Source organism: Paenibacillus terrigena DSM 21567, assembly GCF_000374845.1.
GTDB lineage: Bacteria > Bacillota > Bacilli > Paenibacillales > Paenibacillaceae > Paenibacillus_K > Paenibacillus_K terrigena.
On record NZ_KB895414.1, the window covers coordinates 520,184 to 539,457 of the forward strand.

General features: G+C 47.2%; 18 protein-coding genes and 1 other annotated feature. Of the genes, 2 read left to right on the forward strand and 16 right to left on the reverse strand.

The genetic code is table 11. From position 1 onward, the window contains the following. Nucleotides 1-107: 107 nt before the first annotated feature. A complete protein-coding gene (locus C558_RS30840) occupies nucleotides 108-1,883 on the reverse strand; it encodes a sensor histidine kinase (RefSeq protein ID WP_018756202.1) in 1,776 nt (591 codons plus the stop codon). After that, nucleotides 1,876-2,589, reverse strand: a complete 714-nt coding sequence (locus tag C558_RS0110400) for a response regulator transcription factor (RefSeq protein WP_018756203.1) — start codon at nucleotides 2,587-2,589, stop codon at nucleotides 1,876-1,878. Before C558_RS0110400 ends, C558_RS30840 begins: the two co-directional genes overlap by 8 nt. 190 nt (nucleotides 2,590-2,779) lie before the next feature. Here C558_RS0110400 and C558_RS0110405 point away from each other — a divergent pair, with 190 nt between their 5' ends. Beyond that, nucleotides 2,780-3,796, forward strand: a complete 1,017-nt coding sequence (locus C558_RS0110405; RefSeq protein ID WP_018756204.1) for a M23 family metallopeptidase — start codon at nucleotides 2,780-2,782, stop codon at nucleotides 3,794-3,796. A 16-nt stretch (nucleotides 3,797-3,812) separates the two neighbouring features. Here the strand turns inward: C558_RS0110405 and C558_RS33740 are convergent, their stop codons facing one another. The 9 genes from C558_RS33740 to C558_RS0110450 all read right to left on the reverse strand — a co-directional run bounded on the left by C558_RS33740 (nucleotide 3,813) and on the right by C558_RS0110450 (nucleotide 11,141). Then, on the reverse strand, nucleotides 3,813-4,025 hold the full coding sequence (locus C558_RS33740) for an aspartyl-phosphate phosphatase Spo0E family protein (RefSeq protein ID WP_018756205.1): 213 nt from the start codon (nucleotides 4,023-4,025) through the stop codon (nucleotides 3,813-3,815). Nucleotides 4,026-4,147: 122 nt separating this feature from the next. Continuing rightward, nucleotides 4,148-5,347 carry an aminotransferase class I/II-fold pyridoxal phosphate-dependent enzyme gene (locus C558_RS0110415; RefSeq protein ID WP_018756206.1) on the reverse strand — a complete coding sequence of 400 codons (1,200 nt, stop codon included), beginning with the start codon at nucleotides 5,345-5,347 and terminating at the stop codon, nucleotides 4,148-4,150. 18 nt (nucleotides 5,348-5,365) lie between these two features. Next, nucleotides 5,366-5,857, reverse strand: coding sequence for an Lrp/AsnC family transcriptional regulator (locus C558_RS0110420; RefSeq protein WP_018756207.1), 492 nt, complete (start codon nucleotides 5,855-5,857; stop codon nucleotides 5,366-5,368). 117 nt (nucleotides 5,858-5,974) lie between these two features. Continuing rightward, nucleotides 5,975-6,397 (reverse strand): spore coat protein, encoded by a 423-nt coding sequence (locus C558_RS0110425; protein WP_018756208.1) that lies wholly within the window; start codon nucleotides 6,395-6,397, stop codon nucleotides 5,975-5,977. Between the two features lie 24 nt (nucleotides 6,398-6,421). Continuing rightward, nucleotides 6,422-6,658 carry a hypothetical protein gene (locus C558_RS0110430; protein WP_018756209.1) on the reverse strand — a complete coding sequence of 79 codons (237 nt, stop codon included), beginning with the start codon at nucleotides 6,656-6,658 and terminating at the stop codon, nucleotides 6,422-6,424. A gap of 161 nt (nucleotides 6,659-6,819) precedes the next feature. Then, the gene (gene cysK, locus C558_RS0110435) at nucleotides 6,820-7,737 is read right to left on the reverse strand and encodes a cysteine synthase A (protein WP_018756210.1); all 918 of its coding nucleotides are present in this window, start codon (nucleotides 7,735-7,737) and stop codon (nucleotides 6,820-6,822) included. Between the two features lie 19 nt (nucleotides 7,738-7,756). Then, nucleotides 7,757-8,179, reverse strand: coding sequence for a hypothetical protein (locus tag C558_RS0110440; protein ID WP_018756211.1), 423 nt, complete (start codon nucleotides 8,177-8,179; stop codon nucleotides 7,757-7,759). Between the two features lie 132 nt (nucleotides 8,180-8,311). Next, a complete protein-coding gene (locus C558_RS0110445; protein ID WP_018756212.1) occupies nucleotides 8,312-8,731 on the reverse strand; it encodes a DUF350 domain-containing protein in 420 nt (139 codons plus the stop codon). A 46-nt stretch (nucleotides 8,732-8,777) separates the two neighbouring features. Next, nucleotides 8,778-11,141 carry an endonuclease MutS2 gene (locus C558_RS0110450; protein ID WP_018756213.1) on the reverse strand — a complete coding sequence of 788 codons (2,364 nt, stop codon included), beginning with the start codon at nucleotides 11,139-11,141 and terminating at the stop codon, nucleotides 8,778-8,780. Between the two features lie 151 nt (nucleotides 11,142-11,292). Here C558_RS0110450 and C558_RS0110455 point away from each other — a divergent pair, with 151 nt between their 5' ends. Next, a complete protein-coding gene (locus tag C558_RS0110455; RefSeq protein ID WP_018756214.1) occupies nucleotides 11,293-11,640 on the forward strand; it encodes a phage holin family protein in 348 nt (115 codons plus the stop codon). 115 nt (nucleotides 11,641-11,755) lie between these two features. Here the strand turns inward: C558_RS0110455 and C558_RS0110460 are convergent, their stop codons facing one another. From C558_RS0110460 to kduD, 5 genes are all read right to left on the reverse strand, one after another. Next, nucleotides 11,756-12,256 (reverse strand): CvpA family protein, encoded by a 501-nt coding sequence (locus tag C558_RS0110460; RefSeq protein WP_018756215.1) that lies wholly within the window; start codon nucleotides 12,254-12,256, stop codon nucleotides 11,756-11,758. Nucleotides 12,257-12,289: 33 nt separating this feature from the next. Continuing rightward, nucleotides 12,290-14,533 carry a cell division protein ZapA gene (zapA, locus tag C558_RS0110465; RefSeq protein WP_018756216.1) on the reverse strand — a complete coding sequence of 748 codons (2,244 nt, stop codon included), beginning with the start codon at nucleotides 14,531-14,533 and terminating at the stop codon, nucleotides 12,290-12,292. Between the two features lie 91 nt (nucleotides 14,534-14,624). Continuing rightward, nucleotides 14,625-17,060 (reverse strand): phenylalanine--tRNA ligase subunit beta, encoded by a 2,436-nt coding sequence (pheT, locus tag C558_RS0110470; RefSeq protein WP_018756217.1) that lies wholly within the window; start codon nucleotides 17,058-17,060, stop codon nucleotides 14,625-14,627. A 32-nt stretch (nucleotides 17,061-17,092) separates the two neighbouring features. After that, entirely contained in the window at nucleotides 17,093-18,127 is a 1,035-nt protein-coding gene (pheS, locus tag C558_RS0110475; protein ID WP_026263836.1) for a phenylalanine--tRNA ligase subunit alpha, read from the reverse strand. 69 nt (nucleotides 18,128-18,196) lie between these two features. After that, nucleotides 18,197-18,461: a binding site (T-box leader), on the reverse strand. 53 nt (nucleotides 18,462-18,514) lie between these two features. Then, on the reverse strand, nucleotides 18,515-19,267 hold the full coding sequence (gene kduD / locus C558_RS0110480; protein WP_018756219.1) for a 2-dehydro-3-deoxy-D-gluconate 5-dehydrogenase KduD: 753 nt from the start codon (nucleotides 19,265-19,267) through the stop codon (nucleotides 18,515-18,517). Nucleotides 19,268-19,274: the final 7 nt, after the last annotated feature.

A 19,274-nucleotide genomic window follows, 5' to 3' on the forward strand; every position in this document is an offset into this window, starting at 1 on the left:
GTACATTGCGTCCCTTCTGCTGTGTGCATCTATACCACCCACTATATCATAAACTTGGAAGACACAAAATAACCCCACAAAGTGGGGAAATCCGCTTCGAACCTGATTCAGGTACTTTGCGGGGGCCTCGGGAATAATAATGAGATCGTCGTCCCCACACCAACCTGACTCTCTACCTCAATATGACCATCATGCTCGTGAACAAGCTGTCTCGCGATCGCCATGCCAAGACCAGTCCCTTGATGGAGATTCTCGGTCGGAGTGCCTCGGTAATAACGTTCAAATAATCGATCAACCGTCGCCTCATCCATTCCTAACCCCTTATCTTGAATTTCGATTCGAAACGCACCATCCTCTTCGATAGCCATCATCACCTGTATATGTGTATCCGGTGGGTTATGTATTTGTGCATTGGCCAGAAAATTCTCAAGGATACGGCGGAAATATTTCACATCAACCGGGTAATAAATCGGCTGGGCGGCAGGTACAAACTGAATCTGTCGTTGCTCGTGTTGCGGATGCTGTTGCATCTGCAGTACCATTTTGCCGATAAATTCATTCATTTCGATCTCGACCTTCTGCATCGGAACGGCATGATTGTTCAGGCGATAGGTTAGATTGAGATCATCAATCATCTCATCCATATGGAAGGACTTCTCCCGAATAATACACGCGAACTCTTGTATTTCCTCTTGCCGCCATTCATAGGCATTCGATTCGAGTACATGCGCATACCCCATAATCGATGATAAAGGTGTCTTAAGATCATGCGATACACCCGCAATCCACTCTTCACGCGTCGTCTCTAGCTGCTTGCGAATCAGCTCGTTCTTCTGCAGCGAATCTGTTAGGAAGTGCAAGGAATCGATCATCTCGGCATAGGTCTGAAACCTTCTCTTCATCCGTCCTGACCGATTCATACTCCTCCTATACCCTTTACGATCCACAGGTTCCATGAACCGCCCCTGCGCCAAATGCTTCAGCCAATCAATCATATGAAGAATTGGCGTTCCGAACCGATGACCATACCATAAAGCTATAACAGCTAATAGAATGATAATAATTCCAAGCAAGATACATAGGCTGATGACAAAGACATAGATCATCGCCAAATAAGGATCCTGTGGGACGCCTGAAGCGTCATTCCGAATAGGAAGATGCACTAACCAAGTATTTCCTGTTGCTGGATCAAATACGGACTCAAACTGTGAAGCATACCGCTCAGGATATTGCGTGCGTAAGATAATATCATGTACAGCATATTGGCTTGGTCCATCCGCAGGTTTATGATAGGAGGCGATCTCTAACCCCTCCGCATTAATGACCTGCACCCATCCCGATAATTGGGAGATTTGCGCAGCAAGTGGCCCTGTGATCTGAATCTTCCCATTCTTTAATTCGACCGATTGCAGTAAGGTTCTCTTCATCTCTGCAATAGGATTCTTGACACCATAAATCAACGTATAGAGGCTTCCTTCTCTCTCTTGAATCCACACATATAAGCCATAAGGGAACGGTTGCTCCCCCGTCCAATAGCTTGTTAATTCACCGGGATTAACCTGACTCGGCAAATCATCCGGCGTCTCAAAATCAGCAATCACCTGGTTACGATCATTAATCAATTGCAGCCATCCGCCCTGCTCACGAACTTGATCTAATAGTTCAGGATCAAATGTGATTTTCCCATCCTTCTCAGAAAGAGAGTTCATGAGCATGGGCAGACCTGATTTGGCAAAATCACGTTCCTGCTCCAGCTTATTTAGCTTGTCGAATGCAACAAATAGAACCGTTAGAATTAATGCGAGCAGCAGCATACCAACGAACAATAACTGTCTAATATAAATGAAAATAAAACGTCGATTCACGGTCATCCGCTTATTCATCGTTCCTCCGAACGAGCTTATACCCAAGTCCTCGCACCGTCATCAAATATTTCGGCTCTGCCGGATTCGGTTCGATGCGCTCACGAATCCGATGGATATGGACCATCACGGTATTATCATCATTGATGCTATGATCTCCCCATACACGTTCATACAGCTGCTGCTTACTGAATATCCCGTTCGGATGTTGACAGAAGAATTGGAGCAATTGGAACACTTGCGCCGGGCAATCCACTTGCTTCCCTTGTACCCAGAGTTCCCCTGCATACGCATCCAGCTGAAAACCACCATAATCATAAAAGCTGATGCTTCGCTCTGCTTCCCGGTTCCCGTTCTTCGCATACCGCCGGAGCTGCGCCTTCACACGTGCAATGACCTCAAGCGGGTTGAAAGGCTTCGTGACGTAGTCATCCGCTCCCAGTGCAAACCCCGTTAATTTATCCAAATCCGTCGTACGAGCTGTTAAGAATAGAATTGGCGCATCGGTCGTCTGCCGAATCCATGGACAAATATCAAACCCACTCTGACCCGGCAGCATCACATCCAGCAAGACCATATCATACGTCACGCGTTGACAGGCCTTAATCGCTTCTTCCCCTGTCGATGCTGTATCTACATTGAGGAACCCCTCTTTATTTAACACCGTTTTTAATAGCTTCAATATCGATGCTTCATCATCAACTAACAAAATTTTAGCATGATTCATCCTGTATTCCCCAATCTTTCGGTACTGCTATCACCATAACATCTTTTGTTTTCTTATAGTAGAATGTGATCTTAACAGAACCTTAATTTTCATGAACAAGATTAAGGCATTCATAAGATTACGTTATTCGTACGATAAACTTCATCCCTTATGATTGGTTTATATCAAGCATAAAGGAGCATATGTACAAATGAATTTGAACACAAACCCAAAACCGACTATCCTACTCCATCTCATCTGCATGGTGACTATCGTTGGAACGTTGACTGCCTGTACTCGTGATGTGCAAGACCCACCAACGAATATTGCGTCATCAAGCCACACCACCTCTTCTTCCATCGTGGATGTAAAGCCATTTCAGCCAGAGGAGCTACCTGATCTCCTTCTTCAAGGTAAGAATGAGACAGTTCATCAGCAATTCAATACCCAGTTTAAGCAGCAAGTATCATTGAAAGATATGGAACAGCTATCCGGCTTTCATGAGGGCGTCCAATCCTATACCTTGAAATCGACAATGAAGTTGAGCGGTTCCACCAATTACATTTGGACGGATGAGCAAGGTACGAAAGGCATTCAAGCCGTATTCGATCCGGATGGGCGCATATCCGGGCTGCTCCTTGTCCCTTTAGAAACTTTTCCCGAGACGGATGTGAAGAAGACAGCTACGACATTCGCACTTCCATTCCACGGGGAATGGTTCACCTTCTGGGGAGGAACGAATGTCCTTGTCAATTATCACTATGAACATCTAAGTCAGCGGTATGCGTATGATTTTGTGCAGCAAAAAGATGGCAGCTCCTATCAAGGCGATGCCACCCAATTATCCAACTACTACGCCTTCGGCCAGCCTATTGTCGCTTCGGCTCCGGGCAAAGTCGTAGAACTGAAAGATCAAATTCCAGATAACGAGCCTGTAGGGACGATGAATGAAAAAGAGCCTGCAGGAAATTATGTTGTGATCGACCATGGAAATAAAGAGTATAGTTTGTATGCTCATTTACAGAAAGGGTCTGTTAAGGTTAAGGTTGGCGATCAAGTCCAAGCCGGAGATATTCTCGGTCTGTGCGGCAACTCTGGCAATTCCAGTGAACCTCATCTTCATTTCCAAGTATCTAACGGCGTGAATCTATTCGAATCCGAATCGATCCGCGTCCAATTCGAGAACAATGCAGACTATATTCAAGGAACAACAATAAAGGCGCCGTAACCGGCGCCTTTATTTGTTATGATTTTCGTGGACGAATTCTCATATACTCATTAATCTTCACATCTAGCAGACTACTAATTTGAATAACCATATCAGATGTAAAAGATTTCTCTAACAACACGATTTCTTCCATCTTAAGACGTAAAAATTGAATTTCATCCTCCAGAGCAATCGCTGGCGAAAATGAATTTCTCGCTTTGTCGCGCAAATCATATTCTACAGAATACAACACGATCCCTCCCCGGAGTACAAATTCAATGGCGACTTGTGCAAATCTTCTAATAAATGATACTAAAAGTGAGACTCATGTTATATTATATCAAAAGTTCCCTATTATTGGTATATTATTTTTCACGAATTTCTCAGTTTCACGAGAAAGTTACCAATTCTGTCAAAGGCTTCGTTCAATTGAGCAACGGATGTCGCATAAGAACAACGCAAGAATCCTTCACCGCCGAGTCCAAAAACATCCCCTGGAACCGCGGCGACTTTCGCTTCCATCAACAATCTTGTAGCAAATTCTTGCGATGTGAGTCCTGTCGATTGAATGGAAGGGAACGCATAAAATGCGCCTTGCGGTTCATGACATTCCAGCCCGATCTCACGGAAGCTTTTCACAACGAGTCTTCTCCGTTGGTTGTAAGATTCGACCATCCGGTCTTTCTCTTCCATCCCGTTCGTCAAGGCTTCTAATGCAGCAACTTGCCCCATCGTTGGTGCACACATCACCGTGTACTGATGAATCTTCAGCATCGCCGCAATAATCTCCGGATGTCCACAAGCATATCCCATCCGCCAACCCGTCATCGCGAACGCCTTGGAGAACCCACTTACCAGAATCGTCCGATCTTTCATACCCGGCAGCGATGCGAAGCTCACATGCTTCTGGTCGTATGTCAATTCCGCGTAGATCTCGTCCGAGATGACGATCAGATCGTTCTCTTCTACAATTTTCGCAATTGGCAGCCAATCCTCACGCGTCATAATCCCGCCTGTTGGATTGCTCGGATAACAGAGAATAAGTACTTTGGAGCGAGGTGTAATCGCCGCTTTGAGCGATTCCGCCTTTAACTTGAACTGATCCTTCGCAAACGTCTCAATCCCTACTGGAATGCCGCCGCCAATGGCCGTGATCGGCGAATAGGTGATGTAACACGGCTCTGGAATGAGAATTTCATCCCCCGGAGCAATGAGTGCGCGCAGAGCAAGGTCAATCGCTTCACTGCCGCCAACCGTGACGAGCACTTCATTTCCCGGGTCATATTCGACATGGAACTCGTCATTCAAATATTGGCCGATCGCTTCACGAAGCTCTGGAATACCTGCATTAGACGTATATTTCGTCTTGCCGCGCTCTAAGGAATACACGCATGCTTCGCGCACGTGCCATGGGGTACTGAAATCCGGCTCCCCAACACCGAGTGTAATGATATCCTTATTTCCTACTGCCAAGTCAAAAAACTTCCGAATCCCCGATGGCGGAATCGCACGTACAGCAGGCGCTAAATACGATGACATCGATTTGTTTTGTTCTTCCTCTTTTATGATCATGGCTACTCTTCCTTTTCGTTACGGTGAGACAATGAGACGGTGATCGTCTTCATGCTCTTCGAATATGATTCCATCTTGCTTATATTTTTTGAGAATAAAGTGCGTCTTCGTCGATAACACCGAGTCGATCGGCGACAATTTATCCGATACGAAGCTGGCCACTTCCTTCAAGTTCTTCCCTTCCACTTCAACGAGCAAATCATAGGCTCCTGACATGAGATAGACCGATTTTACTTGCGGGAACAAATAGATCCGCTCCGCAATCCCTTCAAAGCCGCGTCCGCGTTCAGGTGTAATCTGAACTTCGATTAGCGCAGTGACTTTATCATCTTCCACCTTACTCCAGTTCACAACCGTCGCATACTTCACGATGACATGTTCTTCTTCCAGCTCCGCGATGGCCTTCTTAACTTCTGCTTCAGTCACGCCAAGCAATGTGGCGAGCAGCTCTGGATCCCGGCGTGCATCTTCTTTTAACAAGTCTAGAATTTGTAATTTTAACGCGTTCATTCCACAGACCTCCCAAACCATAATAACTATATTACAACGAATACCAACTTCATGCAAAATAAAAAAAACCGCTTCTACAGGTGATAAATCCCCTTCAGAAGCGGTACTTGCGATGGGTTACATGTAATACGGATTCTTACCGCTGTTCGTATGCTGCGTTGCTTGCGCTTGCGTATGAGCCAGGAAGGACAGCGATTGGCCACCGCCATTCAGCTGCTGCTGTACGAATTGATCCATTTGTTGGTGGTTCTGCTGCACCTGCTGAATTTGTTTATCAATGGCCTGCTTCAGTGCCGGCTGAGGTTTGGTGTACATATTGTTCTGCTGCATGAAGTTATAGAGATCTCCTTGCATGCGAAGGGAATGATTCTGCAGCTCCATGAACATTTGACGAACCATCGGGCAAGCAGCTTCAGTCGTCGCCGTCGTATATTCGCCTACCGTTCTTTTTAAATCTGTCAATATCGTGAATAGCATGTCTTTATCCTGCATGACACCACCAGCATGCTGCTGTTGTTGACCTTGTTGTTGCGAGTACATGGATACTCCTCCTTCGTTATCGGATTATTGGATTTGATATGGGGCGATCGATTGATGGTGCTGCAACGATTGCGTCAACATCTGAATGTGTTGATGATGTTCCCGGAGCATTTGCGTACATAGCTGCTGGACGGCTGGATTCGATGAATTATGCGCAGCGACGGCGCATTGTTTGACGAGCAGATCTTCGTTCGAGATGGAATCGGAAATATAGTCTAATTCTTTGCCGGATAACGGCTGATGGTGCATCATGTTGTGCATGGTTAAATTCCTCCTTATCGGAACACAGTCATTCTGATTCTTACCTAGAATGGGCAATCCGAGAGTCATTTATGTATCTAAATTATCCCACGGTGACCCCGAAAAAAAGAAAAAGCCCCGTACACTTTTGAAGTGCGCGGGGCTTAGAACTTCTATGAAGTTCAGAACAAATCCATACTTAAATAGCGCTCACCTGTATCCGGAGCCATCGCGAGGACACGCTTGCCCGGACCCAGCTTCGCTGCGAGCTCTAAAGCCGCCCATACGGTAGCACCTGAAGATGGACCTACGAGTATTCCCTCCAGACGAGCAAGGCGTCTTGTCGACTCCAATGCATCCTCATCTGCGACTTGAACAATCTCATCATACACCGATGTATTAAGGATCGATGGAATGAATCCCGGGCTTGTACCTACCAGCTTATGGGGTCCTGGGGAGCCGCCGGACAACACCGGAGATCCCTTCGGTTCAACGACGGCGATATGGAGATTAGGCCATTGTTGCCTAAGCGTCTCTCCTGTGCCGGTAATCGTGCCGCCCGTACCTGCAGAAGCAACAAAGGCATCCAGCTTGCCATCCATTTGTTCGATGATCTCACGAGCTGTTGTATGACGGTGTGCATCAGGGTTCGAGCCATTCTCGAATTGGTTCGGAATGAAACTGTTCTCCATTTGCGCTGCAAGCTCCATCGCTTTTCGAAGCGCGCCTGACATTCGCTCTGCTGCGGGTGTAAGTACAATCTCTGCACCGTATGCTCTTAGCAGATTGATGCGTTCCGCGGTCATATTATCCGGCATCACGAGAATCGCACGATAGCCTTTCGCTGCTGCTGTCATTGCAAGTCCAATGCCTGTATTCCCGCTCGTTGGCTCAATGATCGTTGCACCTGATCGAAGTAGACCCGCTTGCTCTGCATCAACAATCATCTGATACGCTGCTCGGTCCTTAACACTTCCGCTCGGATTGAACATTTCTAGCTTCACGAACACATCCGCATGCTGATCTGTAACCATTCGCGATAATTGAACAACCGGCGTATCACCGATCAAATCCGTAATATACTGCACGACACGCGGCATACGCAGCCCTCACTTTCCCTTAACGGCTAAGTCGATTAATCATCTTCTGACGATCTTCGGCTGATAAGACATACGCCACTTGGAAGCATCCTGTACATACATACATGTTCACGTTGAATGGCGCTTCGACGAATGGCTGGCCTACAGCTTCAGGGACATTCGGTTGAAAAGCGTTAGGCGCTGTCGCCTGTTTGCCTGCGAGCACCATATATTCGCGGCAGTACATACATTCAGGCACTTCTTCCTGCTGATCCAAGACTTGCTCAACGGTCTCTTCATAGCGACCCATCTGCTCGTCATCTTCGGTAACGGCATCGAGCTGCACTTGCAGCGTTCGATAACCTTTCAATTCATTATTGCAATGCGGACATTCTTCTTCTGGGCCGATCTCCTCATCCCATACAATCTCTGTATCACACCAAGGACAAATTACTGGTTCCATAGTTATTCCCTCACGATTCTATATGTTTATCCAATAAATAACACCAATTACAATAAAGACCAATGCTAGCGCAAATAGCGATCCCCATAAATACTTCATTCGTTCCACGATTCTCCTTCTCTATCCGAGCTTCTAAGACAACCCCGCACTAATAATGAATGATAGCGAGATCGAGATCATCATGGCAATGAGCCCCACGGCCCGATTATCTTTGCCGATCTCTTCATCAATATGAAACACAGGCGTCACAAACTCAAATAAAAAATAGGCAATGATTAAGAGTACGAATCCGAAAGAGGCCCAAGCGAGTGATTCATAAATCGATCGCGCCTCTTGAATACTCGAGCGAAAAATATTGCATATACCGAATATTTTACCACCCGTCGCCATTGCAACAGCCACATTCCCGCGCCGAATTTCTTCCCAACACCGGTATTTGGTAAATAACTCAAAACAAGCTAAGAAGACGATCAGCGCAAGAACAGCGACTGAAAAATAAGCTACCATTGAGAAATAAGGATTTTCTAACAACGTTTCCAGTTGAGATTCCATGCCGATCCTCCTCACCCATCATCTAATCACCGCCCCAAGCTCTCGCTTAAGACAATTCCGCGACCGTCACGCCCGTTCCGCCTTCGCCATAGTTTCCAAGACGATAGCTCTTCACATGGCGATGCTTACGCAAGTATTCTTGAATCCCCGTGCGCAGAATCCCCGTTCCTTTGCCGTGGATAATATAAATCTGACCAAGATTCGATAAGAATGCCTCATCGATGAAACGATCCACTTCCATAAGCGCCTCTTCGAGATTCGCTCCTCGTAGATCGAGCTCTGTACGCACATTCTCATCTCGCGTTCGTTTGACACTCGTAACATGGCGTTGTTGCTGCACTTTGGCTGGCGTTGCAGCCTGTACCATCTCCAGATCATTCAAGCTTACCTTCATCTTCATAATGCCAAGCTGAACAACAGCTTCTGTCCCTGCCGTCTCAACGACATGCCCCCGTTGATTCAAGCTGTAGACCATCACTTCATCTCCCGCCTGGATTGGTCTAGCTTGTTTGGCTTTTGCACGTTTTGGAGTCGAAGTGCGGCGCTCAGGTTCTGCTTCATCCAGCTGACGACGCGCTGCAATCAACTTGTGCTCCTTGACCGAAGCGCCTTCCTCCATCGCGAGCTTCCGCAAATCTGCAATAATTGTCTCCGCTTCACGACGCGCCTTGATGACCACATCACGTGCTTCTTCTTCGGCCTTTGCAATCATCTTATCGCGCTGTGAATCGAAGCGTTCCCGTTCGCTCTCTTGCTGTTTGCGCAGCGTTTCAAGCTCACGGCGCAGCTGCTCCGCACTGACACGCTCAGCCTCTGCACTTAAACGGTTCTCTTCGAGGGAAGCGATCATGCTCTCCACGCGCATATCCTCTTCTTTGACATTGCCGCGCGCATGCTCAATAATCTCATTTGATAATCCAAGCCGTTCTGCTATCGCAAATGCATTACTTCGACCCGGCACACCCACGAGGAGACGATACGTCGGACTAAGCGTCTGTACGTCGAATTCCATGCTCGCGTTAGTGACGCCTTTCCGATCATAAGCATAAGCTTTGAGCTCGCTATAATGCGTCGTTGCCACCATCCGGCAGCCCTTCGCATGGATATGCTCCAAGATCGAGATGGCAAGTGCAGATCCTTCTGCAGGGTCTGTGCCTGCCCCAAGCTCATCCAATAGAATGAGGCTCTTCTCCGTCATTTGATGCAAGATCCGAATAATGTTCGTCATATGGCTGGAGAAGGTACTAAGACTCTGTTCAATACTCTGCTCATCGCCAATATCGGCATAGATCGCATCAAACACACACATCTGACTTCCATCTTCAGCTGGAATGAACAATCCAGACATGGCCATCAGACTCAGCAGACCTATGGTCTTCAATGACACAGTCTTACCACCTGTATTCGGCCCTGTCACAATAATCGAAGTAAATGAATTACCTAACTCTAGATCGATCGGTACCACCTTATCCAGTTCAATCAACGGATGGTGCCCTTTTCGCAGCTTCATAAAGCCGCGATCATTCATGATCGGCAGCGTTGCCTTCATCACATGCGCTAGACGAGCTTTCGCAAACATGAAGTCGAGATCACCCATAATCTCAACATCTGCTCTTAGCAGTACTTCCTGCTCTCCAGCTTCGGACGATAGACGATACAGAATTTTCTCGATTTCACGTTCTTCCTTCAATCTTGCCTCACGGAGTTTGTTGTTCATCGCGACGATTGATTCTGGCTCGATGAACATCGTTGCCCCAGAGCTTGATTGATCATGAACAATACCGCCAAAATGCGAGCGATATTCGCTCTTCACTGGAATTACGAATCGATCATTCCGAATGGTAATCAATTGATCCTGAAGCATCTTCGATACCGAAGATGAGCGGATCATCTGTTCCAGTTTCTCCCGAATACGCACCTCGCCGTTACGCAGCTCCCTACGAACAAGGGCAAGCTCGGCACTCGCTTGATCCATCACTTCCGCCTGATCGTCGATGCATGCCTTAATCGAATCTTCGAGCGGCTTCTGGTCCGTAATCAACTGGCTCAGTTCATATACGAGCGGCACGGGCTCATCGTCATGCACCTGCTCAATGAAGCGCTTCACTCTTCTTCCACCAAAGATCGTATTCGCAATATCAAGCAGCTCATGTGCATTCAGCATACCGCCGATATGGGCACGTCTTAGGCTGTTGCGAATATCAACGACGCCTCCGAACGGCGCGCTTCCTTTGAGTCGATCAATGGTATAAGCTTCGTCCGTTGCTTGTAATAGCCGCTTCACATCATTTAGAGAAGATTCAGGTTGCAGCGCTTCTGCCATTTCTTTCCCGATACTTGTCGAAGCATGGCTTGCTAATCTATGTAAAATCTTCTCATATTCCATCGTTCTAAAAATTTTCTTATCCACTGAGAATTCAGCTCCTCTCGATGTTATTATAGCCGAACCGCGTGTGTAAAGCCATGTTCGGGCTTTTTTTCAGCTGTACTCATAATGTTCGCCAAGAAGGGTAAAATAATCGTTGAACCCGTTGTAATGATTACATCAAAGGAGGATTCACATGAATTTTCTTGGCCACGTTGTTCGATTTATCGTCTCGGCGCTTGTACTACTCGTCGTCAGTTGGATCGTTCCTGCCTTTAAAATCGGAGGATTCTGGAGCGCATTGTTCCTCGCCCTTGCGATTGCCGTCATTGGATGGATCATCGAGAGCATCTTCGGTACGAAGATAACGCCATTTGGACGCGGTATTGTCGGTTTCTTGACGAGCGCGCTCGTCATTTGGGTCGCTCAATTTTTTATCGGCGGCGTATCCGTCTCGGTCATTGGCGCGATTCTCGGTGCATTGGTGATCGGACTTATCGATCTATTCATTCCGGTGTCTACCCCTTACGAAGCCGCGAAATGATCTGCGCAGGTCGATAAATCATTAATCGCACCACATATTACAAAAAGAGCGGTTATAACATGCAGTTCCTCCCGCATGTCGTAACCGCTCTTTTTGCTTATTGACCAAGCCACAGCTAAATCCCTGTAATTCGTGCGATAAACTGTGCGGTCGCTGCAATAATATCAGGCATATGAGAGCTGATCTGGCGGGATACCCAGCTACCCTCAAGCATCGATTTCATCTCGGGTGCTTTCATGTATTTCGCCAAATAAATGATGATAATCGAGATGACAATCCATTCAAAGACACCAAATATCGCGCCGGACCAGCGATTCAATCGATGAATCCCCGGTGCCTTCGCAATGAAATTCAGGAAGCCCCCCGCAATGACTAAAGCGTATTTCGTCACTAAGAATAAGGCAATAAAGGCAAGAATACTAGAGAGCGTTACATTAAGCCCTGTTGTCTTCCCCAGCCAGCTACTAAATCGCTGATAATAGAGTATCGAAATAATAAAAGAAAAACAAATTCCAAAAATCGATACGAACGTATTCACGAACCCACGAATATACCCATAAACTCCGGCAATAATAGCGATCCCAAGCCATATATAATCAATCACGTTTACATGCATATCGAATAACCCTCTATCATTCTGTCCATCCTGTTAGTTCTGATCAATGAGTTCGATCCACTCATTATATTCTTGTTGTAGCTTCGCGTACTCTTCCTGTAGTTTACGATATTCTTCTGCGATTTTGCTCTCTTGATCCGCACCAAGCTCGCGTTCGGATTGCAGTAAACGATATTGGTGGGAAACTACTTCGAATTGTTCTTTCAGAACACTCAGCTCATCATAAGCTTCGTTCAACGACCGCTCGAGCAGCTCGTTGCGTTCCACAGCAGCACGAGTTTTCTCTTGCACTTGGTTAAGCTTCTCCTTCAGTCCGTCACGCTCATCTAGCCATTGCAGCTGATCTAGTTCAAGCTGATCCTTATCCGTTCGAATCCGTTCTGCTGTAACGGCAAGCTCTTCATTGGTCGCAGCCAACTGGGCATTCAATTCCTTAAGCGGTGTGAGTTCTTCTAGAAGCTGCTCGAATTGAAGCTGTTCTTCGGTTAACTTAGACTTCTCATTCTCCAGTTCTTGCTCTAGCAAGCTGTTGCGCGCTGCTAACTCACTCTCCGACGCTCGAATACTATTCTCTCGCTCTTCCAGATCATAAATTTGCGCTTGCAATTGCTTCATGTCCTGCTGCTTCGCTGAAAGACCCGCTTCGAGTTCCATAACCTTCGCTTGAATTGCCGCATGTTGTTCTTCCATCTGCAGCTTCTCTTCTTGGATCAACTCGTCATAATAGGACTTCGTATCCTCCAGTTCAACTTCCGCGTTCAACTTCACATGTAAGAGATCTTTCTGGGATTTTTCCTTCAGATCCGCGAGCTCCTGCTCATATTGTTGCTTCATTTCGGACAATTCTTGCTCCGAGAGAAGTTTATATTCCGTAAGCTCTTGTTCCGCTTGCAACATCAATTCCGCAAGCTCCTCTTCAGACTTCTGTTGGAGCTGCTTATACTGAGCAGTAGAGTCCTGCTTCGCTGCTGCGATTTCACGATGGTACTGTTGTTCTGCAGCTTGCTGCTGCAGCTCATATTGTTCCATCAGCTCGGCAAGCTCCTGCTCCGACTGTAATTTCAATGCCGTAAGCTGCTGTTCGGATTGGGTATGCGCATCAGCAAGCTGCAGTTCAAGCTGTGCCTTCATCGTTTCGAATTGCTCTTCGAACTGTGATTTGAGCGCGGCAAGGCGCTGATCGGATTGGGATTTCTGCTGTTCATGCTGCGACTTCACTTCAGTGAGCTGCTTCTCAAGCTGCTCTTTCATCGTCGTAAACTCTGCTTCGTACTTCAACTTCAACTCCGCCAATTGCTTCTCTGCAGTTGTTCTGGCTTGAACCGCATTCGCCTTAACCTCTGTAATTTGTTTCTCGGCTTGTGCCTTCACTTCTGCGATCTGATTCTCGGATTCTGCTTTCGCTTCTTCCAGCTGTTTCACAGCTTCTGCATTGGCTTCCTGGAGCTGGTGTGCTGCTTGCGCTTTAACATCATTCAACTGCTTATCCGTACCGATTTTCACGGAGTCAAGTTGCTTCTCAAGTTGTGTAATTTGCTCTTTCAGTTTCCCTTCACTCGACTTCAGCGCCTGTTCACGCTGCACCGTTTGTCCCAATTGCGAACGAAGATCGCCTGCTTCCTTCTTTGCTGCATTCCATTGCCCTTGAAGGGACGATAATTGATAATTCTGTTTTGTCTCTAGTTGAGCCAACTGCTCTTTATGTACACTTTCAGCCTTCGCAGCCTGATCCTTGAGCTGTGCTTCACGCTGAGCGGATTCATTCTTATATTTGGACTCTAATTGCGAGAACTCTTTCTGTCGTTCAGCACCCAGCTGCTTCAATTGCTCTTGATGCTTGAGTTCAACTTGCGTCAACTGTTCTTGATGCTCCGTATTCAGCTTCGTCATCTGAGCCTTCTGCTCATCAATCACATTCAATTTCTCTTGCACCTGCTGCTTCTGATCTTCCAGCTGCTTCTGTGCTTGTTCCTGCTGTACAGCCTGTTCAGCGCGATAACGGTGCAATTCCGCCTGAATTTTATCGTGATCCGCTTTGATTTTATCAATATTCTCCTGATGACGACGTGCGTCCATCAGTTGTTCCGCCATATGTACCGCTGCAAGAACAGCGATCCGAGGAACATCAAGTCTTGGATTTCCTTTTGCAATTTCAACCATATGTTCATTGACGTAGTCCGCCACCGTTTTAACGAAGTCTTTACTAGAGGTTCCGACAAGTTTGTATTGTGCTCCGTAGATTTCTACGGTAACGCGGGTACGATCCTCAGTAGTCATGGTCGTTGCCCTCCTTATCATCTTTTTGTACAAAAAAAACAGCCACACCGATTCCTCTGATTACATTCGATGTGACTGTTCGTATTTCCTGCTATTTTCTTAATTCCGCCTCAAAAGATTGTTCCAGGCGGCTTACCACCTTACCATGTACTTCTGTCACTTCTTCATCTGTCAACGTACGCTCTAAATTACGATACACAAGCGAGATCGCCACACTTTTCTTGCCTGCGCCAAGCTTCTCACCCATATAGATGTCGAACACTTGGATAGACTCTAGCAATTCCGATGCTTCTTCACGAGCCGCCGAGACCATATCGCCAACAGCAACTTCTGTCGCCACAACAACCGCAATATCACGTTCTACTGAAGGGAAACGAGGCAATGATTTATACGTCACTTTGAAATCAGCTGCTTCATAAAGAGGTGCAAGCTGCATTTCAGCGATATACGTGTCATCCAAATCTTTGTTCTGTTGAATCTCCGGATGGACTTGACCGATTGCGCCGATACGTTGCTCGCCTAGATAGATCGATGCCGAACGGCCCGGATGGTAGCCTTGTGGCTGATCGGAGACATAACGAACTTGTTGGTCAACGCCAATATAAGTAAAGATCGCTTCCAGTACACCTTTCGCATCATAGAAATCGTATTTCAGGGCTTTCAGATTCCATTGTGCGGATTGACGGTTCCCTGCAAGCAATAGACCGAACATCGGCTGCTCGCTCGGCAACTCCGTTAATGTCTCTTCATCCGTCGAATAGAGGTTCGCAACTTCGAAGATGGCAACATCTTCTGTCTTCCGATTCCGGTTGTAAGCTGCGTTCTCAAGCAAGCTCGGCACGATACTCGTACGAAGTACGCTGCGCTCTTCACTCATCGGCATGGACAGGGCTACCGCTTTGGATCCTACCGTTAAGCCGCCGAACAACTCATTTTGAGCTGGATGCGTGAATGAATAGTTCACAACCTCATACAATCCCATGCTTGTTAGCAATTGACGCAATTCGCGACGGATCTTTTGCGATTTCGTGTATCCGCCTGGTGTCGTTGCACCTTCGATCAATGTTGTCGGGATATTGTCGTAGCCGTATAGACGAGCCACTTCTTCGATGAGATCAACATCGACTGTAATATCGCCGCGTCGTTTTGGTACCGATACGGTAACGATATCGCCTTGTTCTGTATATGCAAATTGAAGACGATCGAAGATCGCTTTCACTTCTTCTGCGGATAGGGATGTGCCTAGGTAACGATTTACTTTGGCAAGTGATAAGGTTACCACCGCAGGCTCCGACATGCTGACAACAGATTCAACGATCCCTTGCGCAACCGTTCCGCCTGCACATTCTGCCATGAGTGCCGCTGCACGATTCAATGCTGGAATGACCGCTTCCGGGTTCACTTCCTTCTCGAACCGAATGCTTGCTTCTGAACGCAAGCCTAATGAGCGTGATGCCTTACGAACCGAACCGCCGTCAAATTTCGCAGATTCAAGAATAATATTCACTGTCTCAGCAGAGACTTCCGAGTTCGCTCCACCCATGACACCAGCAATACCAATAGCCTTGTTCTCGCCATCTGTAATGAGCAGCATAGAAGGCTCCAGCTTACGCTCTTGATCGTCAAGCGTCACGAGCACTTCGCCTTCGTTCGCAAGACGAACGCCAACTTTGCCGCCTGCGAGTTTGTCGGCATCAAAGGCATGTAACGGCTGTCCGTATTCGAGCATGACGTAGTTCGTAATATCAACAATATTGTTGATTGGACGTACACCAGCCGCCATCAAGCGGTTCTGCATCCATTGCGGGGATGGACCGATCTTCACGCCGCTGATATAACGAGCAGCGTAATGACTGCACAATTCCGTTGCTGTAATGCTCACTTCCACATGATCTTTCGCTTGCGCATTCGAAGACACGGCATCCACGTCTGCTTTCGGCAATTTGACTTCACGGCCGAGAATCGCGGCTACTTCGTATGCTGCACCCAACATGCTTAAACAATCCGAACGGTTTGGCGTTAGATCCAGTTCAAGTACATGGTCATCGATTGCAAGTACGTCCACAATTGGCGTCCCAACTGGTGTTGCTTCAGGTAAGACCAAGATACCTTCTTGCTGCTCTTTTGGGAGCAGTTTGTCATTGAGGCCAAGCTCTTTCGCCGAGCAGATCATTCCGTGCGATGCTACGCCCCGCAGCTTCGCTTTTTTGATTTCCATGCCGCCAGGCATTACTGCACCCACAAGGGCAACAGGAACCTTCTGGCCTGCGTCCACATTTTTCGCACCGCATACGATTTGCAGCAATTCTTCTTCACCGACATTGACGGTACATACGTTCAATTTATCCGCATCCGGATGTTTTCCCTTCGTCTCCACGTAGCCGACAACGACTTTGTTAACACCTTTATTCCGGTTCTCTACAACATCGATTTCGATACCTGCGTATCTAATTTTATCTGCGACTTGCTCCGCAGTCAGATCACTAAGATCGATATAATCCGTTAACCATTGGTAGGATACTCTCATCGCTCATTCACTTCCTTATTCTTGTTAAAGTGTTAAATCCGTGAAAATTGCTTCAAGAAGCGCAAATCATTCGTATATAAATGACGGATATCGTCAATGCCATACCTCAACATCGCAATACGGTCGATCCCGAGTCCGAACGCGAAGCCTGAATATTCTTCAGGGTCGTAGCCGCCCATGCGCAATACTTCAGGATGCACCATACCTGAACCTAGAATTTCCAGCCAGCCTGTATGTTTACAAATGCGGCATCCATCGCCGCCACAAGTCACGCAAGTCACGTCAACTTCCGCACTAGGCTCTGTGAACGGGAAGAAGCTCGGACGCAAGCGAATTTGCGTATCTTGACCGTACATTTGCTGCACGAATTGAAGAAGTGTCCCTTTCAAATCGCTCATGCGAATGTTTTTGTCGACCACAAGGCCTTCCATTTGATAGAACTGGAACGAATGCGTCGCATCGTCATCATCTCGGCGGAATACTTTACCCGGGCAGATGATTTTGATCGGACCTTGACCTTTCTTCGCTTGCATCGTACGAATTTGAACTGGTGAAGTCTGTGTACGCATTAGAATTTCATCCGTCACATAGAACGAATCCTGCATATCGCGTGCTGGATGGTTCTTCGGCAAGTTCAAGGCTTCGAAGTTGTAGAAATCATTCTCCACTTCAGGACCTTCCGCAATTTCATAGCCCATCCCGATGAAAATATCTTCAATATCCTGAATAACTTTGTTCAGTGGATGCACTGCACCTGCGTTCATCGGACGACCCGGTAAAGTCACGTCAATCGTCTCTGCTGCCAGTCGTTGTGCCGTTTCTTCCGCACGGAATTTCTCTTGCAGGTTCGTGATCAAACCTTCGATCGCACCGCGCACCTCATTGGCTACTTGCCCGATCACCGGGCGTTCTTCCGCACTCAGGCTTCCCATGCCGCGCAGCACTTCAGTGAGCTCACCTTTTTTACCCAGGTATTTGACGCGCAGATCGTTTAGCTCTTGCGGGTCCAACACTTTAGACAGCGCAGATACTGCGATTTCCTTGAGTTCCTCTAAGCGTTCTTTCATCAACATCAGGTTGACCCCCTTATAGAAATAGTTAATATACCTAACCAACAAAAAAAGGCCTTCTCTCCCGTAAGGGACGAAAAGACCGTGGTACCACCCTTGTTAGACAACACCTCATACACATGCGTGATGCATTCATGCACTCGGATATTCTCTCACTCATCGAATAACGGTTCGAAGCCGGTATCTTCTACTGAACAAGGATCAACCTGTCGTTCAAAGAACTGCTCAAGAGTGAATTTCGGCAGCCTATCTCTACAGAGATGCTCTCAATCTTCGGCATCTCCTCCCTGATCTAGAGGTACTGCGTACTTGTCTCCATCATTGCATTTCACATTCATTCAACAATCAGGTTATATTATATGCAAAAAAACGTCTTGTTGCAAGCTATCTCACTAACCATCCGCCATCGACACAAAGGACATGTCCGTTCACATAATCCGATGCGCTTGAGGCGAGGAAAACAATCGGCCCTTTCAGATCTTCCGGTGTCCCCCAACGCCCTGCTGGAATCCGATCGGAAATCGATTGGAATCGATTCTGATCTGCACGAATTTGCGCCGTATTGTCGGTCTCCATATAGCCTGGTGCGATCGCGTTCACCTGCACGCCTTTGGATGCCCATTCGTTCGCCAGCGCCTTCGTAACCCCCGCCACGGCATGCTTACTCGCTGTATATCCAGGCACATTAATTCCACCTTGAAAAGTTAACATCGACGCGATATTGATAATCTTCCCGCTTCCGCGTTCAATCATATGTCTGCCAACCTGCTGACAGAGGTAGAATACGGTGTTCAAGTTCAGATCAAGTACCGCTTGCCAATCTTCCCAGCTGTGCTGCGCTGCAGGTGTCCTACGAATGATCCCTGCATTGTTCACCAGAATATCTACGCCGCCAAAAGCTTCAATCGCTTGCCTTACAACGCTGTCCAGTACTTCATGCTGGCTCAAATCAGTTTGAATAAAAGTAGTTCTACGGCCAAGCTTCTCAATCGCCTTCATCGTCTCGCTTGCATCCGAATAAGATACCGCGATGATGTCAGCACCTGCTTCCGCCAGACCCAGCGCCATCGCTCTTCCAAGCCCGCCAGAGACGCCTGTCACGAGCGCTGTTTTTCCTTGCAATTCAAAACTTCCCATCCGAATG